This is a genomic window from Rhodococcus kronopolitis (assembly GCF_042654025.1).
In the GTDB taxonomy this organism is placed as follows: Bacteria; Actinomycetota; Actinomycetes; order Mycobacteriales; family Mycobacteriaceae; genus Rhodococcus_G; species Rhodococcus_G kronopolitis.
In genome coordinates, this window is record NZ_JBHSFO010000001.1 from 118,765 (window position 1) to 135,603 (window position 16,839).

15 protein-coding genes and 1 riboswitch are annotated in these 16,839 nt (G+C 72.1%); of the genes, 3 read left to right on the plus strand and 12 right to left on the minus strand.

Annotation, left to right across the window (positions count from 1 at the left end):
• Nucleotides 1-77: 77 nt before the first annotated feature.
• Nucleotides 78-1,463, minus strand: coding sequence for a class II 3-deoxy-7-phosphoheptulonate synthase (locus ACFO6S_RS00515; RefSeq protein ID WP_378413120.1), 1,386 nt, complete (start codon nt 1,461-1,463; stop codon nt 78-80).
• 82 nt (nt 1,464-1,545) lie between these two features.
• Nucleotides 1,546-2,037 (minus strand): polyadenylate-specific 3'-exoribonuclease AS, encoded by a 492-nt coding sequence (locus ACFO6S_RS00520; protein ID WP_378413122.1) that lies wholly within the window; start codon nt 2,035-2,037, stop codon nt 1,546-1,548.
• A 59-nt stretch (nt 2,038-2,096) separates the two neighbouring features.
• Between ACFO6S_RS00520 and ACFO6S_RS00525 the strand changes: the two genes are divergently transcribed.
• Nucleotides 2,097-3,434: a glycosyltransferase 87 family protein gene (locus ACFO6S_RS00525; protein ID WP_378414029.1), complete on the plus strand. Its 1,338-nt coding sequence runs from the start codon at nt 2,097-2,099 to the stop codon at nt 3,432-3,434.
• A 10-nt stretch (nt 3,435-3,444) separates the two neighbouring features.
• Here the strand turns inward: ACFO6S_RS00525 and ACFO6S_RS00530 are convergent, their stop codons facing one another.
• The 6 genes from ACFO6S_RS00530 to ACFO6S_RS00555 form a co-directional block, all read right to left on the minus strand.
• Complete coding sequence (locus ACFO6S_RS00530) at nt 3,445-4,152, minus strand: lysophospholipid acyltransferase family protein (RefSeq protein WP_378413124.1); 708 nt, start codon at nt 4,150-4,152, stop codon at nt 3,445-3,447.
• A 146-nt stretch (nt 4,153-4,298) separates the two neighbouring features.
• The gene (locus ACFO6S_RS00535; protein WP_378413126.1) at nt 4,299-5,267 is read right to left on the minus strand and encodes an ROK family protein; all 969 of its coding nucleotides are present in this window, start codon (nt 5,265-5,267) and stop codon (nt 4,299-4,301) included.
• Between the two features lie 3 nt (nt 5,268-5,270).
• Nucleotides 5,271-5,708, minus strand: coding sequence for a hypothetical protein (locus ACFO6S_RS00540; RefSeq protein ID WP_378413128.1), 438 nt, complete (start codon nt 5,706-5,708; stop codon nt 5,271-5,273).
• The gene (locus tag ACFO6S_RS00545) at nt 5,696-6,934 is read right to left on the minus strand and encodes an ArsA family ATPase (RefSeq protein ID WP_378413129.1); all 1,239 of its coding nucleotides are present in this window, start codon (nt 6,932-6,934) and stop codon (nt 5,696-5,698) included. The genes ACFO6S_RS00540 and ACFO6S_RS00545 overlap by 13 nt, the downstream gene beginning before the upstream one ends.
• A gap of 29 nt (nt 6,935-6,963) precedes the next feature.
• Nucleotides 6,964-7,401: an SRPBCC family protein gene (locus ACFO6S_RS00550; RefSeq protein WP_378413131.1), complete on the minus strand. Its 438-nt coding sequence runs from the start codon at nt 7,399-7,401 to the stop codon at nt 6,964-6,966.
• 108 nt (nt 7,402-7,509) lie between these two features.
• Nucleotides 7,510-7,908, minus strand: a complete 399-nt coding sequence (locus tag ACFO6S_RS00555) for a polyketide cyclase / dehydrase and lipid transport (protein ID WP_378413133.1) — start codon at nt 7,906-7,908, stop codon at nt 7,510-7,512.
• Nucleotides 7,909-8,036: 128 nt separating this feature from the next.
• On the opposite strand from ACFO6S_RS00555, the gene ACFO6S_RS00560 reads away from it, so the two are divergent.
• The gene (locus ACFO6S_RS00560; RefSeq protein WP_378413134.1) at nt 8,037-9,842 is read left to right on the plus strand and encodes an AMP-dependent synthetase/ligase; all 1,806 of its coding nucleotides are present in this window, start codon (nt 8,037-8,039) and stop codon (nt 9,840-9,842) included.
• Nucleotides 9,843-9,910: 68 nt separating this feature from the next.
• On the opposite strand, the gene ACFO6S_RS00565 is transcribed toward ACFO6S_RS00560, so the two are convergent.
• The 4 genes from ACFO6S_RS00565 to ACFO6S_RS00580 form a co-directional block, all read right to left on the minus strand.
• Complete coding sequence (locus ACFO6S_RS00565) at nt 9,911-11,041, minus strand: glycosyltransferase family 4 protein (protein WP_378413136.1); 1,131 nt, start codon at nt 11,039-11,041, stop codon at nt 9,911-9,913.
• Between the two features lie 16 nt (nt 11,042-11,057).
• Nucleotides 11,058-12,440, minus strand: a complete 1,383-nt coding sequence (locus ACFO6S_RS00570; protein WP_378413138.1) for a hypothetical protein — start codon at nt 12,438-12,440, stop codon at nt 11,058-11,060.
• Nucleotides 12,441-12,472: 32 nt separating this feature from the next.
• Nucleotides 12,473-13,474: a C40 family peptidase gene (locus ACFO6S_RS00575; RefSeq protein WP_378413140.1), complete on the minus strand. Its 1,002-nt coding sequence runs from the start codon at nt 13,472-13,474 to the stop codon at nt 12,473-12,475.
• Nucleotides 13,475-13,826: 352 nt separating this feature from the next.
• Nucleotides 13,827-14,411, minus strand: coding sequence for an NlpC/P60 family protein (locus ACFO6S_RS00580; protein WP_378413142.1), 585 nt, complete (start codon nt 14,409-14,411; stop codon nt 13,827-13,829).
• 17 nt (nt 14,412-14,428) lie between these two features.
• Nucleotides 14,429-14,593, minus strand: a riboswitch (cyclic di-AMP (ydaO/yuaA leader).
• A gap of 501 nt (nt 14,594-15,094) precedes the next feature.
• On the opposite strand from ACFO6S_RS00580, the gene ACFO6S_RS00585 reads away from it, so the two are divergent.
• Nucleotides 15,095-16,792 (plus strand): DEDD exonuclease domain-containing protein, encoded by a 1,698-nt coding sequence (locus tag ACFO6S_RS00585; RefSeq protein ID WP_378413144.1) that lies wholly within the window; start codon nt 15,095-15,097, stop codon nt 16,790-16,792.
• Nucleotides 16,793-16,839 lie beyond the last annotated feature (47 nt).

Genomic DNA, 16,839 nt, shown 5'->3' on the forward strand with positions numbered 1-16,839 from the left:
ACGCAGGCCCGGGAAACACTTCGGCCGCGAGCATTACGATGCTCGCGGCCGAGGTGTGGAGATTCAGATCCGTGGCGTCAGCCGCGCAGCATCTCGGCGACCAGGAAGGCCAGTTCGAGGGACTGCTGGGTGTTCAGCCGCGGGTCGCAGGCGGTCTCGTAGCGACCGGACAGGTCCAGGTCGGAGATGTCCTGCGCACCGCCGAGGCACTCGGTGACGTTCTCGCCGGTCAGCTCGACGTGGATGCCGCCCGGGTGGGTGCCCATGCCGTTGTGAACCTCGAAGAAGCCCTGCACCTCGTCGACGATCCGGTCGAAGTGGCGGGTCTTGTACCCGGTGGACGCCTCGTGGGTGTTGCCGTGCATCGGGTCGCACTGCCAGATCACCTGGTGGCCGGTGGCCTGGACCTTCTCGACGATCGCGGGCAGCAGGTCACGGACCTTGCCGTTGCCCATCCGGGAGATCAGCGTGAGCCGGCCCGGCTTGTTGGTCGGGTCCAGGCGCTCGACGTACTCGACCGCCATCTCCGGCGTCGTGGACGGCCCGATCTTCAGGCCGATCGGGTTCGAGACCAGTTCCGCGAACGCGATGTGCGCGCCGTCGAGCTGGCGGGTGCGGTCACCGATCCACAGGAAGTGCGCCGACAGGTCGTAGAGCTTGGGGTGGTCGTCGTCGTTGTCCAGCCGCAGCATGGCGCGCTCGTAGTCCAGCACCAGCGCCTCGTGGCTGGCGAAGATCTGCGCCTGGTGCAGGGTCGGGTCGGTGACGCCGCAGGCGTTCATGAACTGCAGGCCGCGGTCGATCTCCGCCGCCAGCGACTCGTAGCGGGCGCCTGCGGGCGACGCCGCGACGAACTCGCGGTTCCAGTCGTGCACCCGGTGCAGGTCGGCCATGCCGGCGCCGGTGAGGGCCCGCACCAGGTTCATCGCGGCGCTGGCGTTGGCGTAGGCGCGCACCAGCCGCGACGGGTCGTGCGCGCGCAGCGCCTCGTCGGCGACGATCGAGTTCACCATGTCGCCGCGGTAGGACTTGAGCCCCAGCGCGTCGACGTCCGACGAACGCGGCTTGGCGTACTGGCCGGCGATCCGGGCGACCTTGACCACCGGCAGGCTCGCGCCGTAGGTCAGCACCACGGCCATCTGCAGCAGGGTGCGGATGTTGCCCTTGATGTGCGGCTCGGTGTTGTCCGCGAACGTCTCGGCGCAGTCACCGCCCTGCAGCAGGAAGGCCTCGCCCCGCGCGACGCTGGCGAGCTGGGCCTGCAGGGCCTCCACCTCGCTGGCCACGGTGATCGGCGGCACGCTCTCGAGCACGGTGCGCATCGCGGCCGCCTGGTCCTGCGGCCACGACGGCTGCTGGGCGGCGGGCTTGCTCAGCGCCTCGTCGAGCTGCTTTCGCAGCGCTGCGGGCAGCGGCGGAAGTTCGGGCAAGCGGTCGATCGGCACGTCGACAGTCCAGTTCACCACTACAGGATATTCACGGCACCGTTCCGCCGCAGCGAAGGGGCCGTCAATTCACCCGGCGGCGACCATCCGGACGTCGCACTCAGCGCAACGCCAGCGACGCCCGGATCGCCTCGTACTTGACCAGGTTGTGCCGGGCATCGGCGAGCGCGTCGTGGGCGTCGTCCGGGGCGGACGGCAGTGCGGGCGACCCGCTGTCCTCCCAGTACTGCCGCAGTTCACGGGTGAACCGGGGCAGCGACCGGGGCAGGGCCGTCATGTCGCCCCACAGCTGGCACAGCGCGACGTGGTCGTACGCCGCGACCCAGGCCCACAGCTCCGGCGTGACCGAGTCCCGCGGGACCAGGAAGTCCAGCAGGTCGTCCCGGATCTGCCTGCGTGTGCGCCACAACGGCGACGACGGCTGCGGCAGCTTCGGCAGCACGTTCGCGCGCACCCACTTGCCTGCCCTGGACGGGTCGAACTCGGAGGACACCGCGTAGAACTCACGGCCGTCTTCGGCAGCCACACCGATCGAGACCAGGTCGATTGTGCGACCATCCTCGATGAACTCACAGTCGTAGAAGTAGCGCACCCGCAAAGCCTATGCGCCGTGCACACTGGGAGTACGCCCGCCCCCGAACCGAAGGATCACTGGTGCCGACTGCCCCCGACGCTGGGACCGCAACGCCCCGCCTGGACACGCTCGACGCACCGGCACCCTGGCTCGCCTGGACGAACTCGGCGGCGGCCCGCCTTGCCGTGCTGACCGCCGTGGTGGTCGGCGTGGCGTACAACCTGGTGGGGTTCCCCGGCCTGCGCAAGCTCGGCGACTACTACCGACTCGATCTCGACGTCTACCGGATCGGCGGCACCGCGCTGGCGAACGGCGTCCCGCTCTACGGCGCGCTCCCGATGACCGCCCTCGGCAAGCCGCTGCCGTTCACCTACCCGCCGCTCGCGGCGATCGTGTTCAGCCCGATGTCCGCGCTGAGCCTCGAGCACGCCAGCCTCGCGCTGACGGCGGTGTCCCTGGTGCTGCTGCTCGGGACGATCCTGCTGACGCTGCGCTCGCTCGGCCTGGCGGGCCGCGACACCGTCACCTGGGCCGCCGGCGCCCTGTTCGCAGGCGCCCTGCTGCTCGAGCCGGTGTACTCCACCCTCGACTACGGCCAGGTCAACATCGCCCTGATGGCCCTCGTCGCCGCGGACTGCCTGCTCCCCCGGACGCCGTGGCCACGCGGACTGCTCGTCGGCCTGGTCGCGGCGGTGAAGCTGACGCCGGCCGTCTTCGTACTGTTCTTCCTGCTGCGCAAGGACTTCCGGGCGGCGGTGATGACCGGCGTCGGCTTCCTCGGCGGCGCCGCGGTCGGCTTCCTGGTGTCCTTCTCCGACGCCAAGACGTACTGGACCGAAACCCTGGTGGACTCGGGCCGGATCGGGCTGCCCGCCTATCCCGCGAACCAGTCGTTCACCGGCATGCTGGCCCGGCTCGGCCTCGACCCGGCGGTCCGCACCCCGGTGTGGGTGCTCGCCTGCCTGCTGACCCTGGCCGTGACGGTGGTCGCCGTGCGGCGGTCCCTCGGCTCGCAGCGGCCCGCGCTGGCGCTGACCGCTACCGCGGTGTTCGGGCTGCTGGCCTCGCCGGTGTCCTGGTCGCACCACTGGGTGTGGGTGGTTCCGATGCTGATGGTGTTCGGGCACCTGGCGCTGGGGCGCACCCCCCAGCCGCAGTGGCAACGCGCGCTGTGGGCGAGCTGGACCCTGGCCGGCATCGCGCTGTTCGTGATCGCACCGCACTGGCGGTTGACGCCGGGCCGCACCAGCGGCCTCGACTGGCCGCTGTGGGACCAGTTCCTCGCGTCGTCGTACGTGTGGTGGGGTCTGGCCAGCCTGGTCCTGGTCGCGGTCGTTCGCCTCGCGCCTGCCGGGACGGGGCGACCGACGGCGGCCGCACCGGCCCGCGACGACGCCCTGGCCCCCGCCTCCTGAACCGGTCCGGTCAGCGCGCCGGGACGTCAGGTACCCGCGCGGCGGGAATCGCAGTGCGCAGCGTGGCCGCGTACACGTCGACGTACTCCTGACCGGAGAGCTTCATCAGGGTGTACATCACCTCGTCGGTGACGGCCCGCTCGACGAATCGGTTGCCGCCCATGCCGTTGAATCGCGAGAAGTCGAGCGGCGCACCGATCCTGACCACGATCCTGCCCGGCCTCGGGAACCGGGACCCGATCGGGTTGAGCTTGTCGGTGCCGATCATCGCGACCGGGATCACCGGGACGCCTGCCTCGAGGGCCATCCGCGCCATGCCGGTCTTGCCCTTGTACAGCCGGCCGTCCGGGGACCGGGTGCCCTCCGGGTAGATGCCCAGCAGCTTTCCGTCGGCGAGCACCTTCAGCCCCGCGCGCAGCGCGTCACTGGCGGCGTCGGCGCCGGTCCGGTCGATCGGCACCTGTCCCGCGACCGAGAAGAACCAGCGCTGGAACCGGCCCTTGAGGCCGGTCCCGGTGAAGTACTCGCTCTTGGCCAGGAAGGTGATCCGCCGGGGCGAACGCAGCGGCAGGTAGAACGAATCCACCACGGCCTGGTGGTTGCTCGCGAGAATCGCGGGACCACTGGCCGGAAGATGCTCCGCGCCTTCGATTCTGGGACGCCCAAGCACGTACAGAACCGGTCCGAGGAGAACGTATTTGAACAACCAGTACCACATGACGCCTTCCCCATGACTGCCGTCTTCGCACGTGTTTTCGCTGATGACGACTGTACCGAGCAGGCATGAGGGTCGCCACAGCGGGCAACTGCGGCCACCTCCGTCACACCCGGCACATCCGGCACATCCGGGCACGACATCGCGGCTCAGACCAGGGCGCGAGCGAGGTCGGCCGCCCCGATCATCGCGGCCGCCCCGCCGAGCTGGGTCGCCCGGATCCGGGCCAGCGGCCGGTGCCCCGCCCCGGTGACCAGCCGCGCGTAGGACGCCCGCGCGTCGTCCAGGAACAGCGCCGCGGAACTCGCCACCCCACCAGCGATCACCACCAGGTCGGGGTCGAAGACGTCGCCGACCGTCGCCAACCCGACGCCGAGCCAGTGCGCGAAGTCGGCCATCGCCCGGACCGCCACCCGGTCGCCCTCCTGCGCCGCGCCCGCCACCCGGCGCCCGGTCAGCGAACCGGGATCGGCCGCCACCTCCCGGGCCAGCAGCACGGACTCCGACGGATTCGCCGCCAGCATCTCGATCGCGGTGTCCGCCAACGCCGTTCCGCTGCAGTACCGCTCCCAGCAACCGCGCTTCCCGCACGGGCAGGCGCGACCGCCGGGCACCACCTGCAGGTGCCCGAGTTCCGGTGCCACACCGTGGCTGCCGCGATACAGGACGCCGTCGACCAGCAGCGCCGCACCGATCCCCGTGCCGATCGCCACCGTCACCACGTTGCGGCCGCCTGCCGATGCACCGAACCGGTACTCGGCCCACGCCGCGGCGTTGCCGTCGTGCTCGAGGACCACCGGCAGCCCGAGTCGCTCCCCGAGGTCCCGCGCGACGGGCGCGTCGACCCACGGCAGGTGCGGGGCGAAGCGGACCGTGGTGCGTTCGAGGTCGATGAAGCCGGCCACCGCGAGACCCACCGCGGCGATCCGGTGCCGCCCGGTCAGCTCACGCACCGCCCGGTCGAGACCGTCCTCGAGGGCGCCTGCGGACCGCGGCGTCGGGGCCTGGACGGAGTCGAGGACCACGCCGTCGTCGGTGACCACGGAACCGCGAATGTTGGTGCCGCCGATGTCGATGCCGACGGTCAGCGACTGCCCGGTCCCCACTCGTGTGCCCATGGTCTAGGGATTGTCCTCCACATGCACCACGATCGGGACGAATCCGCGCGGCCCGGGCCTCGGCAGGTCGTCGCCCGGCGCCTCGGCGGGCCCGCCCTCGGGCGCCGGACCCGGGCCCGGGCCGTACTGCTCGAGCAGGGCCCGGATCAGCGCCAGCAACGCGGCGGCCTGCGAGGCGAGCAGGGTCAGCAGGTCGTGCTGTTCCCCGCGGGCCAACGCGGCGAGCGCGCAGACCGGGCACCAGGCGCAGCCGAATTCCTTTGTCGCGGGCGACTGTTCACCATGCGGCCCGCCCGGCTCCGACGCCGCCGGCTCGGCGGCCGTGGCCGCCGCCCGCTCCAGCAGCGGCTCGATCATCGGCTCGAGTCGGTCGAGCACGGCCAGCGCCAGCTCACGCAGCTCCAGCATCAGCTCGCCGTGGTCGCCGGTCACTGCGGCCACACCTGGGGATCCGGGCGGAAACGCACCACCAGGTCGTCACCCTCGAAGTCCGCGCCCACCGTCGTGCAGCGACGCAGCACGGACGCCAACCGGATCCGTCGGCGCAGGCCCGCCGCGCCGACGACCAGGTCGTCCTCGACGCGACCGAGGGTCAGACCGGTCGGATCGGCCAACGGCAACGGCACCCGCATCGCGTACAGCGACTCCAGTCCCGACCCCGATTCCAGCGCCACCGTGTGCTCCCGCGACGGGGCGGACCCGCGGTCGGGCAACGGCGCGGCCTGCGCCGGGAACAGCGCGGCGGCCAGGACCTCGAGCTCGGCCAAACCGACCGGCTCGACGGCGTGCTCGTCGGCCGTGCGCAGCGGCACCGCACCCAGGTCGGCCCGCAGCGCCGCCAGGCCCGCGTCCTGCGCGGCCCGGCGTCGGCGGGCCCGGCGCAGCGCGGGATGCTCCGGGCCGGCACCGAGTTCGCCGTCCACGTCGTACTGCGGCACCAGGCCGTTGGCGAGGACCTCGTCGAGACGAAGGCCCAGCAGCGCGAGTCCGGTGACGGTCAGCCGCGCCTCGGCGAGAGCCACTGCCCCGGTCCCGACCACCAGCCGTACGCCTGCACGGGTGTGGTCGCCGAGCAGCTGCCGGATCGGCACCGTGGCGGCGACCAGCCGGTCCACCAGCAGTGCCGCGACGAGCTGCCACTGCGCCGCGGCCGGACCGACCAGGGCCCGCCGGTGCATCGGCCAGATCCGTTCGAGGTAGTCGGCGAACATCTCCGGCACGGCGAGCAACCGCAATGCGTCCGCCGTCGCCGGGCAGTCCACCAGCACCGCGTCCCACTCGCCGGAGTCGACCAGCCGGGTCACCTCGCCGAGCGCGAGCAGTTCCTGGGCACCGGGCAGCCCGGTCAGTTCCTGCGCGTCGGGCAGGGTCAGCGGCGACTCGTGGTCGTGGTCCCCACCCCGGGGCACCAGCGCCGCCAGCGTCGTGAGCCGCCGCTCCAGCAGGGTCAGGGTGTCGAGCTCGAGCAGGTCGATCCGGTCCGTCACCGCGGCCACCGCGTCCGCGTCCCCCCGGCACGCAGGCGCGCCTGCGAACACCGTGGCCAGCGAGTGCGCCTGGTCCAGTGACACGACCAGAACGCGACTGCCCCGCCGCGCCAGCGCTACCGCGGTCGCCGCCGCCACGGTCGTCCTGCCGACGCCCCCCTTGCCGACGACGAACTGCACCTGCGTGGGCGCGTCGGCATCCTCCGCGGTCAGCCCTCGACCCGCTTCTTCAATTCCTTGAGCGCGGTGTCGGTGATCGCCTTCTCCGCCTTGCGCTTGAACAGCCCGATCATCGGGATGTTCAGGTCGACCGTGAGCTCGTAGGTGACGGTGGTGGACCCGTCCGGGTCGCCGACCAGGGTGTAGGAGCCGGACTGCGCCTTCTGGATCTCACCGGAGACCAGCTCCCAGCGCACCGAACGGCCGTCCGCCGCCCAGTCGAACTCGAGCACGTAGGTGTCCTTGACCATGCCCGCGTCGAGCACGAACCGGACCCGCCTCGCCCGACCGGTCGCACCGACCTCGAGCACCTCGACCGACTTGGCCGCCGCCACCCACTGCGGGTACGCGTCGTAGTCGGCGATCACGTCCATCACCCGCTCCGGGGATGCGGCGATGCTGATCGACCTGTTGGTCTTGTCGGCCATCGGGCGACGCTTCCTTTCCACAGCTCCGCAGGTACCACCCTGCCCGGACCGTCCCCGGCCCGACAGCGCTACGCCCGGCGGGAAACCGCCGGGCCGTTCGAGGCGATGTTAGTCGCGGGTGGCCGCGAACGCGGCGGGTGCCACCCCCGCCGGCCGGCCGGCCTCGAGCTCGCGCTTGGCCTCGAACGTCATCTCCTTGCCCGCGAGGCGCGCGGACCGGTTCAACGCCGCCAGGTCCAGCTTCGCCGGATCCCCCACGGCCGGCTCGGCGTGCAGGAAGTAGTGCACGATGGTGCCGTCCAGCACCGGCTCGAGCCAGACCTCCATCGTGCCGGTCAACGACCCCGTCACGGTCCAGCGGATGCCCTTCTCCGCGCGGTCCTCCCCGACGGCGACGCGGAGGTCCGGCCACCAGCGGCGCCATTTGGACGGCACGCCGAGGCAACCGGCGACTAGTGCGGGCTCCGCCGCGATGAACGTCTGGTCCGCGACCTGAATGCTGCTCACCCGGCAAGCTTCACACATCTGCCTCGGCGGGCGTGGTCCAGGGCACACCGGCAGGAGTTAAAGTGGTCACAAAGTTCTAAGCTACTAGTCGGTATCCACCCGTCAGTGCCGCTGCGTCGGAGGTCTTCGTGCGTGAGTTCAGCGTTCCCCCCACATTCACCATTCCCGAGAACGCGTCGGCGGTGGATTCGGTCTTCACCCACGCCGCCGAGCGTCCCGACCTGGTCGTCTACCGACGCCTGACCGGTTCGACCTGGACCGACGTGACCGCGGCCGAGTTCGCCACCCAGGTGACCGGCGTCGCGAAGGGCCTGATCGCGCTGGGCGTGCAGCCTGGCGACCGGGTCGGGCTGATGTCCGCCACCCGGTACGAGTGGCCGCTGATCGACTTCGCCATCTGGGCCGCGGGCGGCGTCACCGTGCCGATCTACGAGACCTCGGCCGCCGACCAGGTGCGCTGGATCCTCGAGGACTCCGCCGCCGTCCTCCTCGTGGTGGAGAACGACACCCACGGCGAGGCCGTCGCGCAGGTGGCCGCGGAATCGCCTGCGCTGCGCAAGGTCCTGCAGATCGAGTCCGGAGCGGGCCCGGGCGCGGTCGCCGAGCTCACCGTGGCCGGCGCGGACGTCGCCGACGACGAGGTCCGCGCGCGCACGACGGCGCTGCGGTCCGCGGACCCCGCCACGCTGATCTACACCTCCGGCACCACCGGCCGCCCGAAGGGCTGCCAGCTGACCCACAGCAACCTGATCGCCGAGTCGCGGGGCATCACCACCTCCGGATTCGGCTCGCTGCTGCAGCCGGGCCGGCGCAGCCTGATGTTCCTGCCGTTGGCGCACGTGCTGGCCCGCGCGGTCAGTCTCGGCGCGTTCGACGCCGGCGCCACCCTCGGTCACACCGCCGACATCCCGAACCTGGTGGCGAACTTCGGCGAGTTCAAGCCGGACTTCATCCTCTCGGTACCCCGGGTGTTCGAGAAGGTCTACAACACCGCCCGCCAGAAGGCGCACGGCGAGGGCAAGGGCAAGATCTTCGACAAGGCGGCCGACGTGGCCGTCCAGTGGAGCGAGGCCCAGGACACCGGCGGCGCGGGCCTGCTGCTCAAGGTGCAGCACGCCGTCTTCGACAAGCTCGTGTACTCGAAGCTGCGGGCCGCCCTCGGCGGCCAGTGCCAGCTCGCCATCTCCGGCGGCGCACCGCTCGGGGCCCGGCTCGGCCACTTCTTCCGCGGCATCGGCGTCACCATCTACGAGGGCTACGGGCTGACCGAGACCACCGCCGCGATCGCCGTCAACACCCCGGGCAACCAGAAGATCGGCACCGTCGGGAAGCCCTTGGCCGGCAATGCCGTTCGGATCGCCGACGACGGCGAGATCCTGCTGTCCGGTCCGGTGGTCTTCTCCGAGTACTGGCGCAACGAGGCGGCCAGCGCCGAGGCGATCCGGGACGGCTGGTTCCACACCGGCGACCTCGGTTCGCTGGACTCCGAGGGGTACACCACGATCACCGGCCGCAAGAAGGAGATCATCGTCACCGCGGGCGGCAAGAACGTCGCCCCCGCCGGCCTCGAGGACAAGCTGCGCGCGCACCCCCTGATCAGCCAGGCGATCGTGGTCGGCGACCAGAAGCCCTTCATCGGCGCCCTGATCACCGTCGACGCCGAAGCCTGGGCCGGCTGGAAGGAACGCAACGGCAAGCCGGCCGCGGCCACCGTCGCCGACCTGCTCGCCGACGCGGACCTGATCGCGGACGTCGACGCCGCCATCGCCGACGCCAACACCCTGGTCTCGCATGCCGAGTCGATCAAGAAGTACAAGATCCTGCCGGTCGACTTCAGCGAGGACACCGGTGAGCTCACCCCGACGTTGAAGCTCAAGCGCAACGTCATCCACGCGAGCTACGCCGAGGCCATCGAGGCCATCTACGCCAAGTAGGCGGCTGCTCCGCCCCGTGAGTTCGGCCTGCCCCGGTGGGGGCCGGCCGAACTCACGGGGCGGAGCGCCTAGTCGTGCAGCAGGCCGGCGAGCTTGGCCGCCAACGCATCCCAGCGCCACTGCTCGGTGACCCAGCGCCGACCGGCCGCGCCCATCTCCGCGGCCCGGTCGCGGTCCGCCAGCACCGACACCACGGCATCGGCGATCGCGCGCACCGAGGTGCCGTCCACGACATGCCCGGTCTCGTTCTCGCGCACCGTCTCCGGGGCCCCACCGGAGTTGCCGGCGATCACCGGCACCCCGGAGGCCGACGCCTCCAGGAACACGATGCCCAGGCCCTCCACGTCAAGGCCCGCTCCCCTGGTCCGGCACGGCATCGCGAACACGTCCGCAATGGTGTGGTGCGCGGCCAGCTCGGCCGACGGGGCGGTCCCGGTGAACACCACGTGGTCCTCGACGCCGACCTCACGGACCAACTTCCGCAACGCATCCTCGTAGGGTCCGCCGCCGACGATCACCAGCACCGCGCCGTCGATCGACCGTCGGATCTGCGGCAGCGCCTTGATCAGCATGTCCTGCCCCTTGCGCGGCACCAGCCGCGACAGGCACAGGACGGTGGGGCGATCCCCCAGCCCGTACCGGGCCCGCAGTTCGGCTCGCGCCGCCGGGTCCGGCCGGAACACCTCGGTGTCCACGCCCGGCGGCAGGTGTTCGAGGGCGGCGTCGGCACCGAACGCGGACGCGAACCGGCCGCGGGTGTACTTGCTGACGAAGGTGACTGTGTCGGTGTGCTCCCCGATCCGGCGCAGCGCCTGCCGGGCGACCGGCAGCATCGACCACCCCACCTCGTGCCCGTGGGTGCTGGCGACGATCCGCTCCGCCCCGGCCCGGCGCAGCGTGGGCGCCAGCAACGCCAGCGGCGCCGCGGCGCCGAACCACACGCTGTCGCACCCGCGCGAACGGACCAGCTTCGCGGCGCGCCGGGCCACCAGCGGGGTGGGCAGCATCAGGGTCGTGGGGTGGCGGACCACCTCGAACGGCTGGCGCGCGTCGAACTTCTCGTGACTGTCGCCGCGCCAGCGCGGGGCGTAGACCACCAGCTCCTCGGCCGGCAACGCGGCGGCGAAGGACTGCAGGTAGGACTGGATTCCCCCGGGTCGAGGCGGAAAGTCGTTAGTCACCAACAGGGTTCGACGCATGGTTCCACCGTAGGCGTCAGGCCACGTGGGCCGTCACCCAGGTGCCCCACCGCGACACCAGTTCCGCGGTCGTGAGACCCAGCGTCGCCCGCAACCGGCCGTCGAGGGCGGCGGCGTCGACCGGTCCGGCCGCGAGCGCGCGGTAGAGCTCACGCAGTGCGCTCTCGCCGAATTCGTCGGCGACGAAGGCGTTCACCGACCAGGCCAGCTCGTAGGCCACCACCGCGCGCTCGCCGCCGGCCGCGAAGTCGGCGTCCGAGGGCAGCCGTGCGGGCGGTCCGTGCGCGGCCACCGCGGCCGCCACCGTCGGCGCCGCCCCCGCCACTGTGACCCCCGAACCTCGATGCCCCGCGTAGTCGGCGAAGCCCTCGAGCGCCCACAGCGGCGAGCCGTCCCGGGTGCCGGAGCGGGCCGCGACGTGGGCCAGCTCGTGCCGGAGCACCGAGCGCAGGCCGACCGCCGTCAGCCGGTTCGCCGCCGCCGGGCTGAACACGATCCGTTGTCCGGTGACCGGCGACCCGGGGACCACGGCGTCCGAGACCGCGACCGCGGCGATGTCGGCGCCGCTGTGCTCCGGTCCGGCCTGCGCCGCGAACTCCTCCTGACCCGAGGCGACGAACACCACCGCGCGCCGGGCCCAGTCGGCGCCCCACAACTCGGCGACCGCCGGTACCGCGGTCTGCATCTCGTCGGCCACCGCGTCCACCCACGCCTGCTGGTCCGGATGTCCCAGGACCACCGACGTGTTCGACCCGGTCGTCACCTCACGGGCCACCAGTGGGCCGAAGTCCCAGGGACCACGCCAGGTCGAGCGCGCCCCGGGCAGGTCCCGGTCCGTGACCAGTTTCCACTCGTCCCCGCGCCGGGCCACCACCAACGAGACCGGCTTGCGCGTCGGTGCGGCATCGGCACCCGCGACGGCGTACCGCAGGTACACCGGCGGCGCCCACACATCCGTCGCGGCGAGTTGTTCCGCGAGGTCCGTCGGCACCGGCACCTCGGGATCGTGGCCGATCTCGTAGCCCCAGTCCGCCAGCGGCACCCCGGACAGGTTGTTCGCCCGCCGCACCTCGGCGTCGAGGAACCCCGGCACCGCGTGTTCGTCGAAGAGCGCGGCCAACGCGGCGCCGTCCCCGTTCCGGACCGCGGCCGCCCAGCGGTCGAGCAGGACCTGCACACCCGCCCGGCGCGCCTGCTCGAACGGGTTGACCGGCGCCGAGGCCGTGGTACCGGCATCGGGGGCCACCGCCGAGCCCGCGTGCAGCGCGACCCCGCCCGCGGCGCCGAGCGCGCACAGCAGACCCGCCAGCGCCAGCGCCTCCCAGGGCCGGATCCGGCGGCGGCCCGGACGGGCCACGGCCTCCACCCCGGGCTCGGGCGTCACATGCTCGGACGTCACGGAAGTCGGCCGGTCGGTCCCGCGGTCTGCGCTCAGTAGCGTCTGGCCCCGTAGAACGGGTACGCATCCATCGGTGCGACCTTGACGGGAACGCCGTAGGTCGACGCGTGCACGATGTTCCCGTTGCCGATGTACATGCCCACGTGCGAGGCATCGTCGTAGTAGAGAACCAGGTCACCGGGCTGCAACTCGGACTTGGGCACCGGCGTCCCGCCGGCGGCCTGCGCCTGGCTCGACCGGGGCAGCGTCTTGCCGATCTGCCGATACGCCCAGACCATCAGTCCCGAGCAGTCGTAGCCGTCCGGTCCGGTGGCACCCCACGCGTACGGCTTGCCCACCTGCGTGAGGCCGGCCTCGACCGCGCCGGCGTTGGAGCCTGCGGGCAGGTTCGCGAGCAGGGCACCGAGGTCCACGCCCGGCGGGAACGGGGTGCCGGCGAGCGCCTCCCGCTCCGATGCGGTCAACGCGTCGAAGGCCTTGGTGACCTCCTCGATCTGCACCTGGAGGTCGCTCTGCTTGCGCTGCAGGTCGTCGCTGATCGACTTCGCCTCTTCGGTGGCGGTGCGGGCGTCGTCGGCCGACCGTTGCGAGGCCTCCGCGGCAGTGGCGGCCCGGTCGCTGGCGTCCGTGAACTGCTTGACCTGCGCCGAGGTCTCCGCGGAGATCACGCTCAGCGTCGACATCTGGTCGATCAGCTGCTGCGGCGAGTCCGAGACCATCACCGCGAACAGTCGGTTGACCCGTCCGCCCTGGTAGTTGACGGCGGTCAGCCGGTCGACCGCGGGCTGGAACTGCGCGATGGTCGCCTTGGCGGCGTCGAGCAGCGCGCGGTCACCGGCGTTGCGCGCCTCGGCGTCGTGCTGGACCGACAGCTTCGAGTCCAGGTCGATCTGCGCATTGTGCAGTGCCTCGGTGGTCTGCTCGGACTCCCTGGAGAGTTCGGCGAGCCGGTCCAGCGCCGCCGTCGGGTTGTCCAGCGCGGGGTCGGCGCCCGCGGTCCCGACGGACGCCGCGAGGATCGCCACACTGAGCATTGCTGTTGCGAGGGTTCCGCACCTGGACCGCTTCGATCGACGTGACGCCACGAACTGATCAGGCTCCGTTCTGCGTTCTGCGCCACCGGCTCGAGGGTGGGTGGCCGCGCCTGGTCGGCGCCGGCCCGCCGTGGCGGAGACCCCGCTGTCGCGCCCGGTGGCGCGGCAATAGTTTCGGAGGTCTCGGCCAGGTTACGGAATGGCATAGAACGTGTCCACCCACTCGACACCCCAGCTCCGCGCCGGACCCGCCGCAGGCCCTGCCGCCGAATACGGAACGGGCCCGACGATCCTGTCGGATCGTCGGGCCCGTTCGCGTCAGGCGCCGAGCTGCTCGGGTGCGCGGGGCACTCTAGTAGCGGCGAGCACCGTCCATCGGCATGGACGAGATCGGCGCGCGCTTGACCGGGGTGCCGGAGGTGGCGGCGTGGATGACCTCGCCGTTGCCCGCGTAGATGCCGGAGTGCGAGCCGCCGTAGAAGGAGACGACGTCGCCGGGCTGCAGGGCCGAGGTGGACACTGAGACGCCTGCGGCCGCCTGGTCGTAGCTGGTGCGCGGCAACACGATGCCTGCCTGCTTGAACGCCCACTGCACGAGGCCGGAGCAGTCGAAGGAGTCCGGGCCGGCGGCGCCCCACACGTACGGGGAACCGATCTTGCTGGCGGCGGCCTGAACGGCCTTCTCACCTGCGGTGACGATGGGCGCGAGGGCGGGCGCACCGGGGGCCGCCGGAACTGCGGGCAGCGGCGGCAGGCCGGGCAGCACGGGGAGTTCGATGGTCTGGGCGGGGACACCCGGGATGTCGAAGGTGCCGATGCCGGGAACGGTCACGGGCTCGGCGAACGCCGGGGCCGCGGAAGCGGTGACGGCGCCCAGCGCGAGAGCACTGGCAAGAACGACCCGACGCATCGAATGCTTGGAACTGTGTGTGGCCACGAGAAGGTGGTGCTCCGTTTCTTCCACTCGACCGCCGACCGAGTTAGCTGACGGGTTCGGGCTGGGAAGATCAGCCCTACCCGTCGGCACGCGGTGCGCGCTCCGACGGGATTCACCCCAGAGGAAACTTGGGTTCCCGGCACGACTGCCCTCGCGGGAAATCGATTAGGCGGTCCCAGCGATGCCGCACCGGTTGGCTTGGCAAGAACTCACTAGGTCTCAGGAAGATTACGAAAGCCCCCCACCCGTGTCGACTCGTGTGGCCGGTTCCGCCGGACAAATGCCCCAAATCCGGCATGATTTCGCCCCCTGGCGACCACAAGATCACGGCAAGATAACGACCGAGCGGTCTGCTGCGCCGCGCCGTCGCCGCCCGGCCGGGCCCCGGGCGCCGACCCGGACCGCGGTAGCCGGTAGTTCGCCCTGCTCAGTACCGATCCCGGCGACGGACACCGGCCCGGCCACCGGGTCGCCACCGCGGACCCGAACCGCGACCGGGAGGGCCGGATCCGGGGCGCCCGCACCCCCGGGGCCCGCGCCGCGAGCCCCCTCGGTGCCGCAACCCGTGTGACGCTGGTCACCGACACGGTGCGGGGCGCGTCGTCGGGCCGCTTCTCCCGGATAACGGTGCTCATGGTTGGGCCGGGTCGGACGTGTCGGCCCTTCGCCCTAGCCTCACCGATGTGAGTGCCCAGAATTCGACGCCGCGCCAGCTGTCCTTCGACGAGCTGGACTCCCCGCTGCGCGAGACCACCTTCGTGGTCGTCGACCTCGAGACCACGGGCAGCAGCGCCGGGGAGGACGCCATCACCGAGATCGGCGCGGTGAAGATCAGGGGCGGCGAGGTTCTCGGCGAGCTGGCCACCCTGGTGGACCCGGGCCGCAGCATCCCGCCCTTCATCGTCGAGCTCACGGGAATCACCTCGGCCATGCTGATCGACGCACCCCGGATAGAACGGGTGCTGCCCAGCTTCCTCGAGTTCGCCCGCGGCGCGGTCCTGGTCGCCCACAACGCCCCGTTCGACATCGGCTTCCTCAAGGCCGCCACGGCCCGCTGCGACCTGCCCTGGCCGCCGTTCCAGACCCTCTGCACGGTCAAGCTGGCCCGGCGGGTGCTCTCCCGGGAGGAGGCGCCCTCGGTGAAGCTCTCCGCACTCTCCTCGTTGTTCCAGGTGCACACCCAGCCCACCCACCGCGCGCTCGACGACGCCCGCGCCACCGTCGACGTGTTGCACGCCCTGCTCGAACGGGTCGGCGGCCTGGGCGTGCACAGCTACGCGGAACTTGTCGACTACCTGCCCAACGTCTCCGCCGCGCAGCGCGGCAAGCGCGGCCTGGCGGCGGACCTGCCGCGGACCCCGGGCGTCTACCTCTTCCGCGGACCCTCGGACGAGGCCCTGTACGTCGGCACCGCGGTGAACCTGCAGCGCCGGGTGCGGGGCTACTTCACCGGTTCCGAGACCCGCGCCCGCATGAAGGAGATGGTGGCGCTCGCCACCCGCGTCGACCACGTCGAGTGCGCCCACGGCCTCGAGGCCTCGGTGCGCGAGCTGCGACTGCTCGCCGCCCACGCGCCGCCGTACAACCGGCGATCGAAGTTCCCCCGGCGGGCCTGGTGGATCACCCTGACCGACGAGCCGTTCCCCCGACTGTCGGTGTCCCGGCGGGCCACGCCGGACTCGCTGGGTCCGTTCTCGTCCCGCACCGACGCCGCCGACGTGGCCGCCACGATCGCCGTCGAGTGCCGAATTCGCACCTGCACCAAGAAGATTCGCCACGACCGGGTGCACGGCGCGGACTGTCCGGACGCGGTCGCCGGGGGCTGCCCGGCCGGCAGCGCGCCGCAGTCCGCCGAGCAGTACCGGTCCGCTCCGCAGGCCGCCGTCGAGCTGATCCGGGGCCTGGACGACGCCGCCCTGCACCGCCTCCGCGACCGGGTCGGCGAACTCGGCGCGGCCGAGCTGTTCGAGAGCGCCGCCCGGGTGCGGGACCGCACCGCCGCGCTGGCGGCCGCCCTGCGCCGCGGCCAGCGACTCGCCGCGCTGGCCGCGATCGACGAACTGGTCGCCGCCCGGCCACGGGAGGGCGGGGGCTGGGACCTGGCCGTCGTGCGGGCCGGCCGGCTCGCCTCGGCAGGCGTCGCCGAACGCGGCGTCCCGCCGATGCCGGTCGTGGAGATGCTCACCGCGGCCGCGGAGACCGTGATCGACGAACCGTCCCCGCTGCGCGGCACGACGGCAGGCGAGGTCGGGTTGATCGCGAGCTGGCTCGAACAGCCGGGAGTCCGCATCGTGCGGACCAGCCAGGGGTACACCGAACCCGCGCGCGGCGCCGGCGCCTGGCAGGAGTGGTGTGCACTCGCCCGCAGCGCGAGCGCCTAGTCTGGGCACGCAGGAACGGAGCGGACGGCGACCCGCCGGCCCGCCGC

Excerpts from the sequence above, each read along its gene's own strand:
- ACFO6S_RS00530 (WP_378413124.1), bottom strand. The coding sequence starts at position 4,152 with ATGTGGTACTGGTTGTTCAAATACGTTCTCCTCGGACCGGTTCTGTAC.
- ACFO6S_RS00535 (WP_378413126.1), bottom strand. The coding sequence starts at position 5,267 with ATGGGCACACGAGTGGGGACCGGGCAGTCGCTGACCGTCGGCATCGAC.
- ACFO6S_RS00550 (WP_378413131.1), bottom strand. The coding sequence starts at position 7,401 with ATGGCCGACAAGACCAACAGGTCGATCAGCATCGCCGCATCCCCGGAG.
- ACFO6S_RS00565 (WP_378413136.1), bottom strand. The coding sequence starts at position 11,041 with ATGCGTCGAACCCTGTTGGTGACTAACGACTTTCCGCCTCGACCCGGG.
- ACFO6S_RS00575 (WP_378413140.1), bottom strand. The coding sequence starts at position 13,474 with ATGCTCAGTGTGGCGATCCTCGCGGCGTCCGTCGGGACCGCGGGCGCC.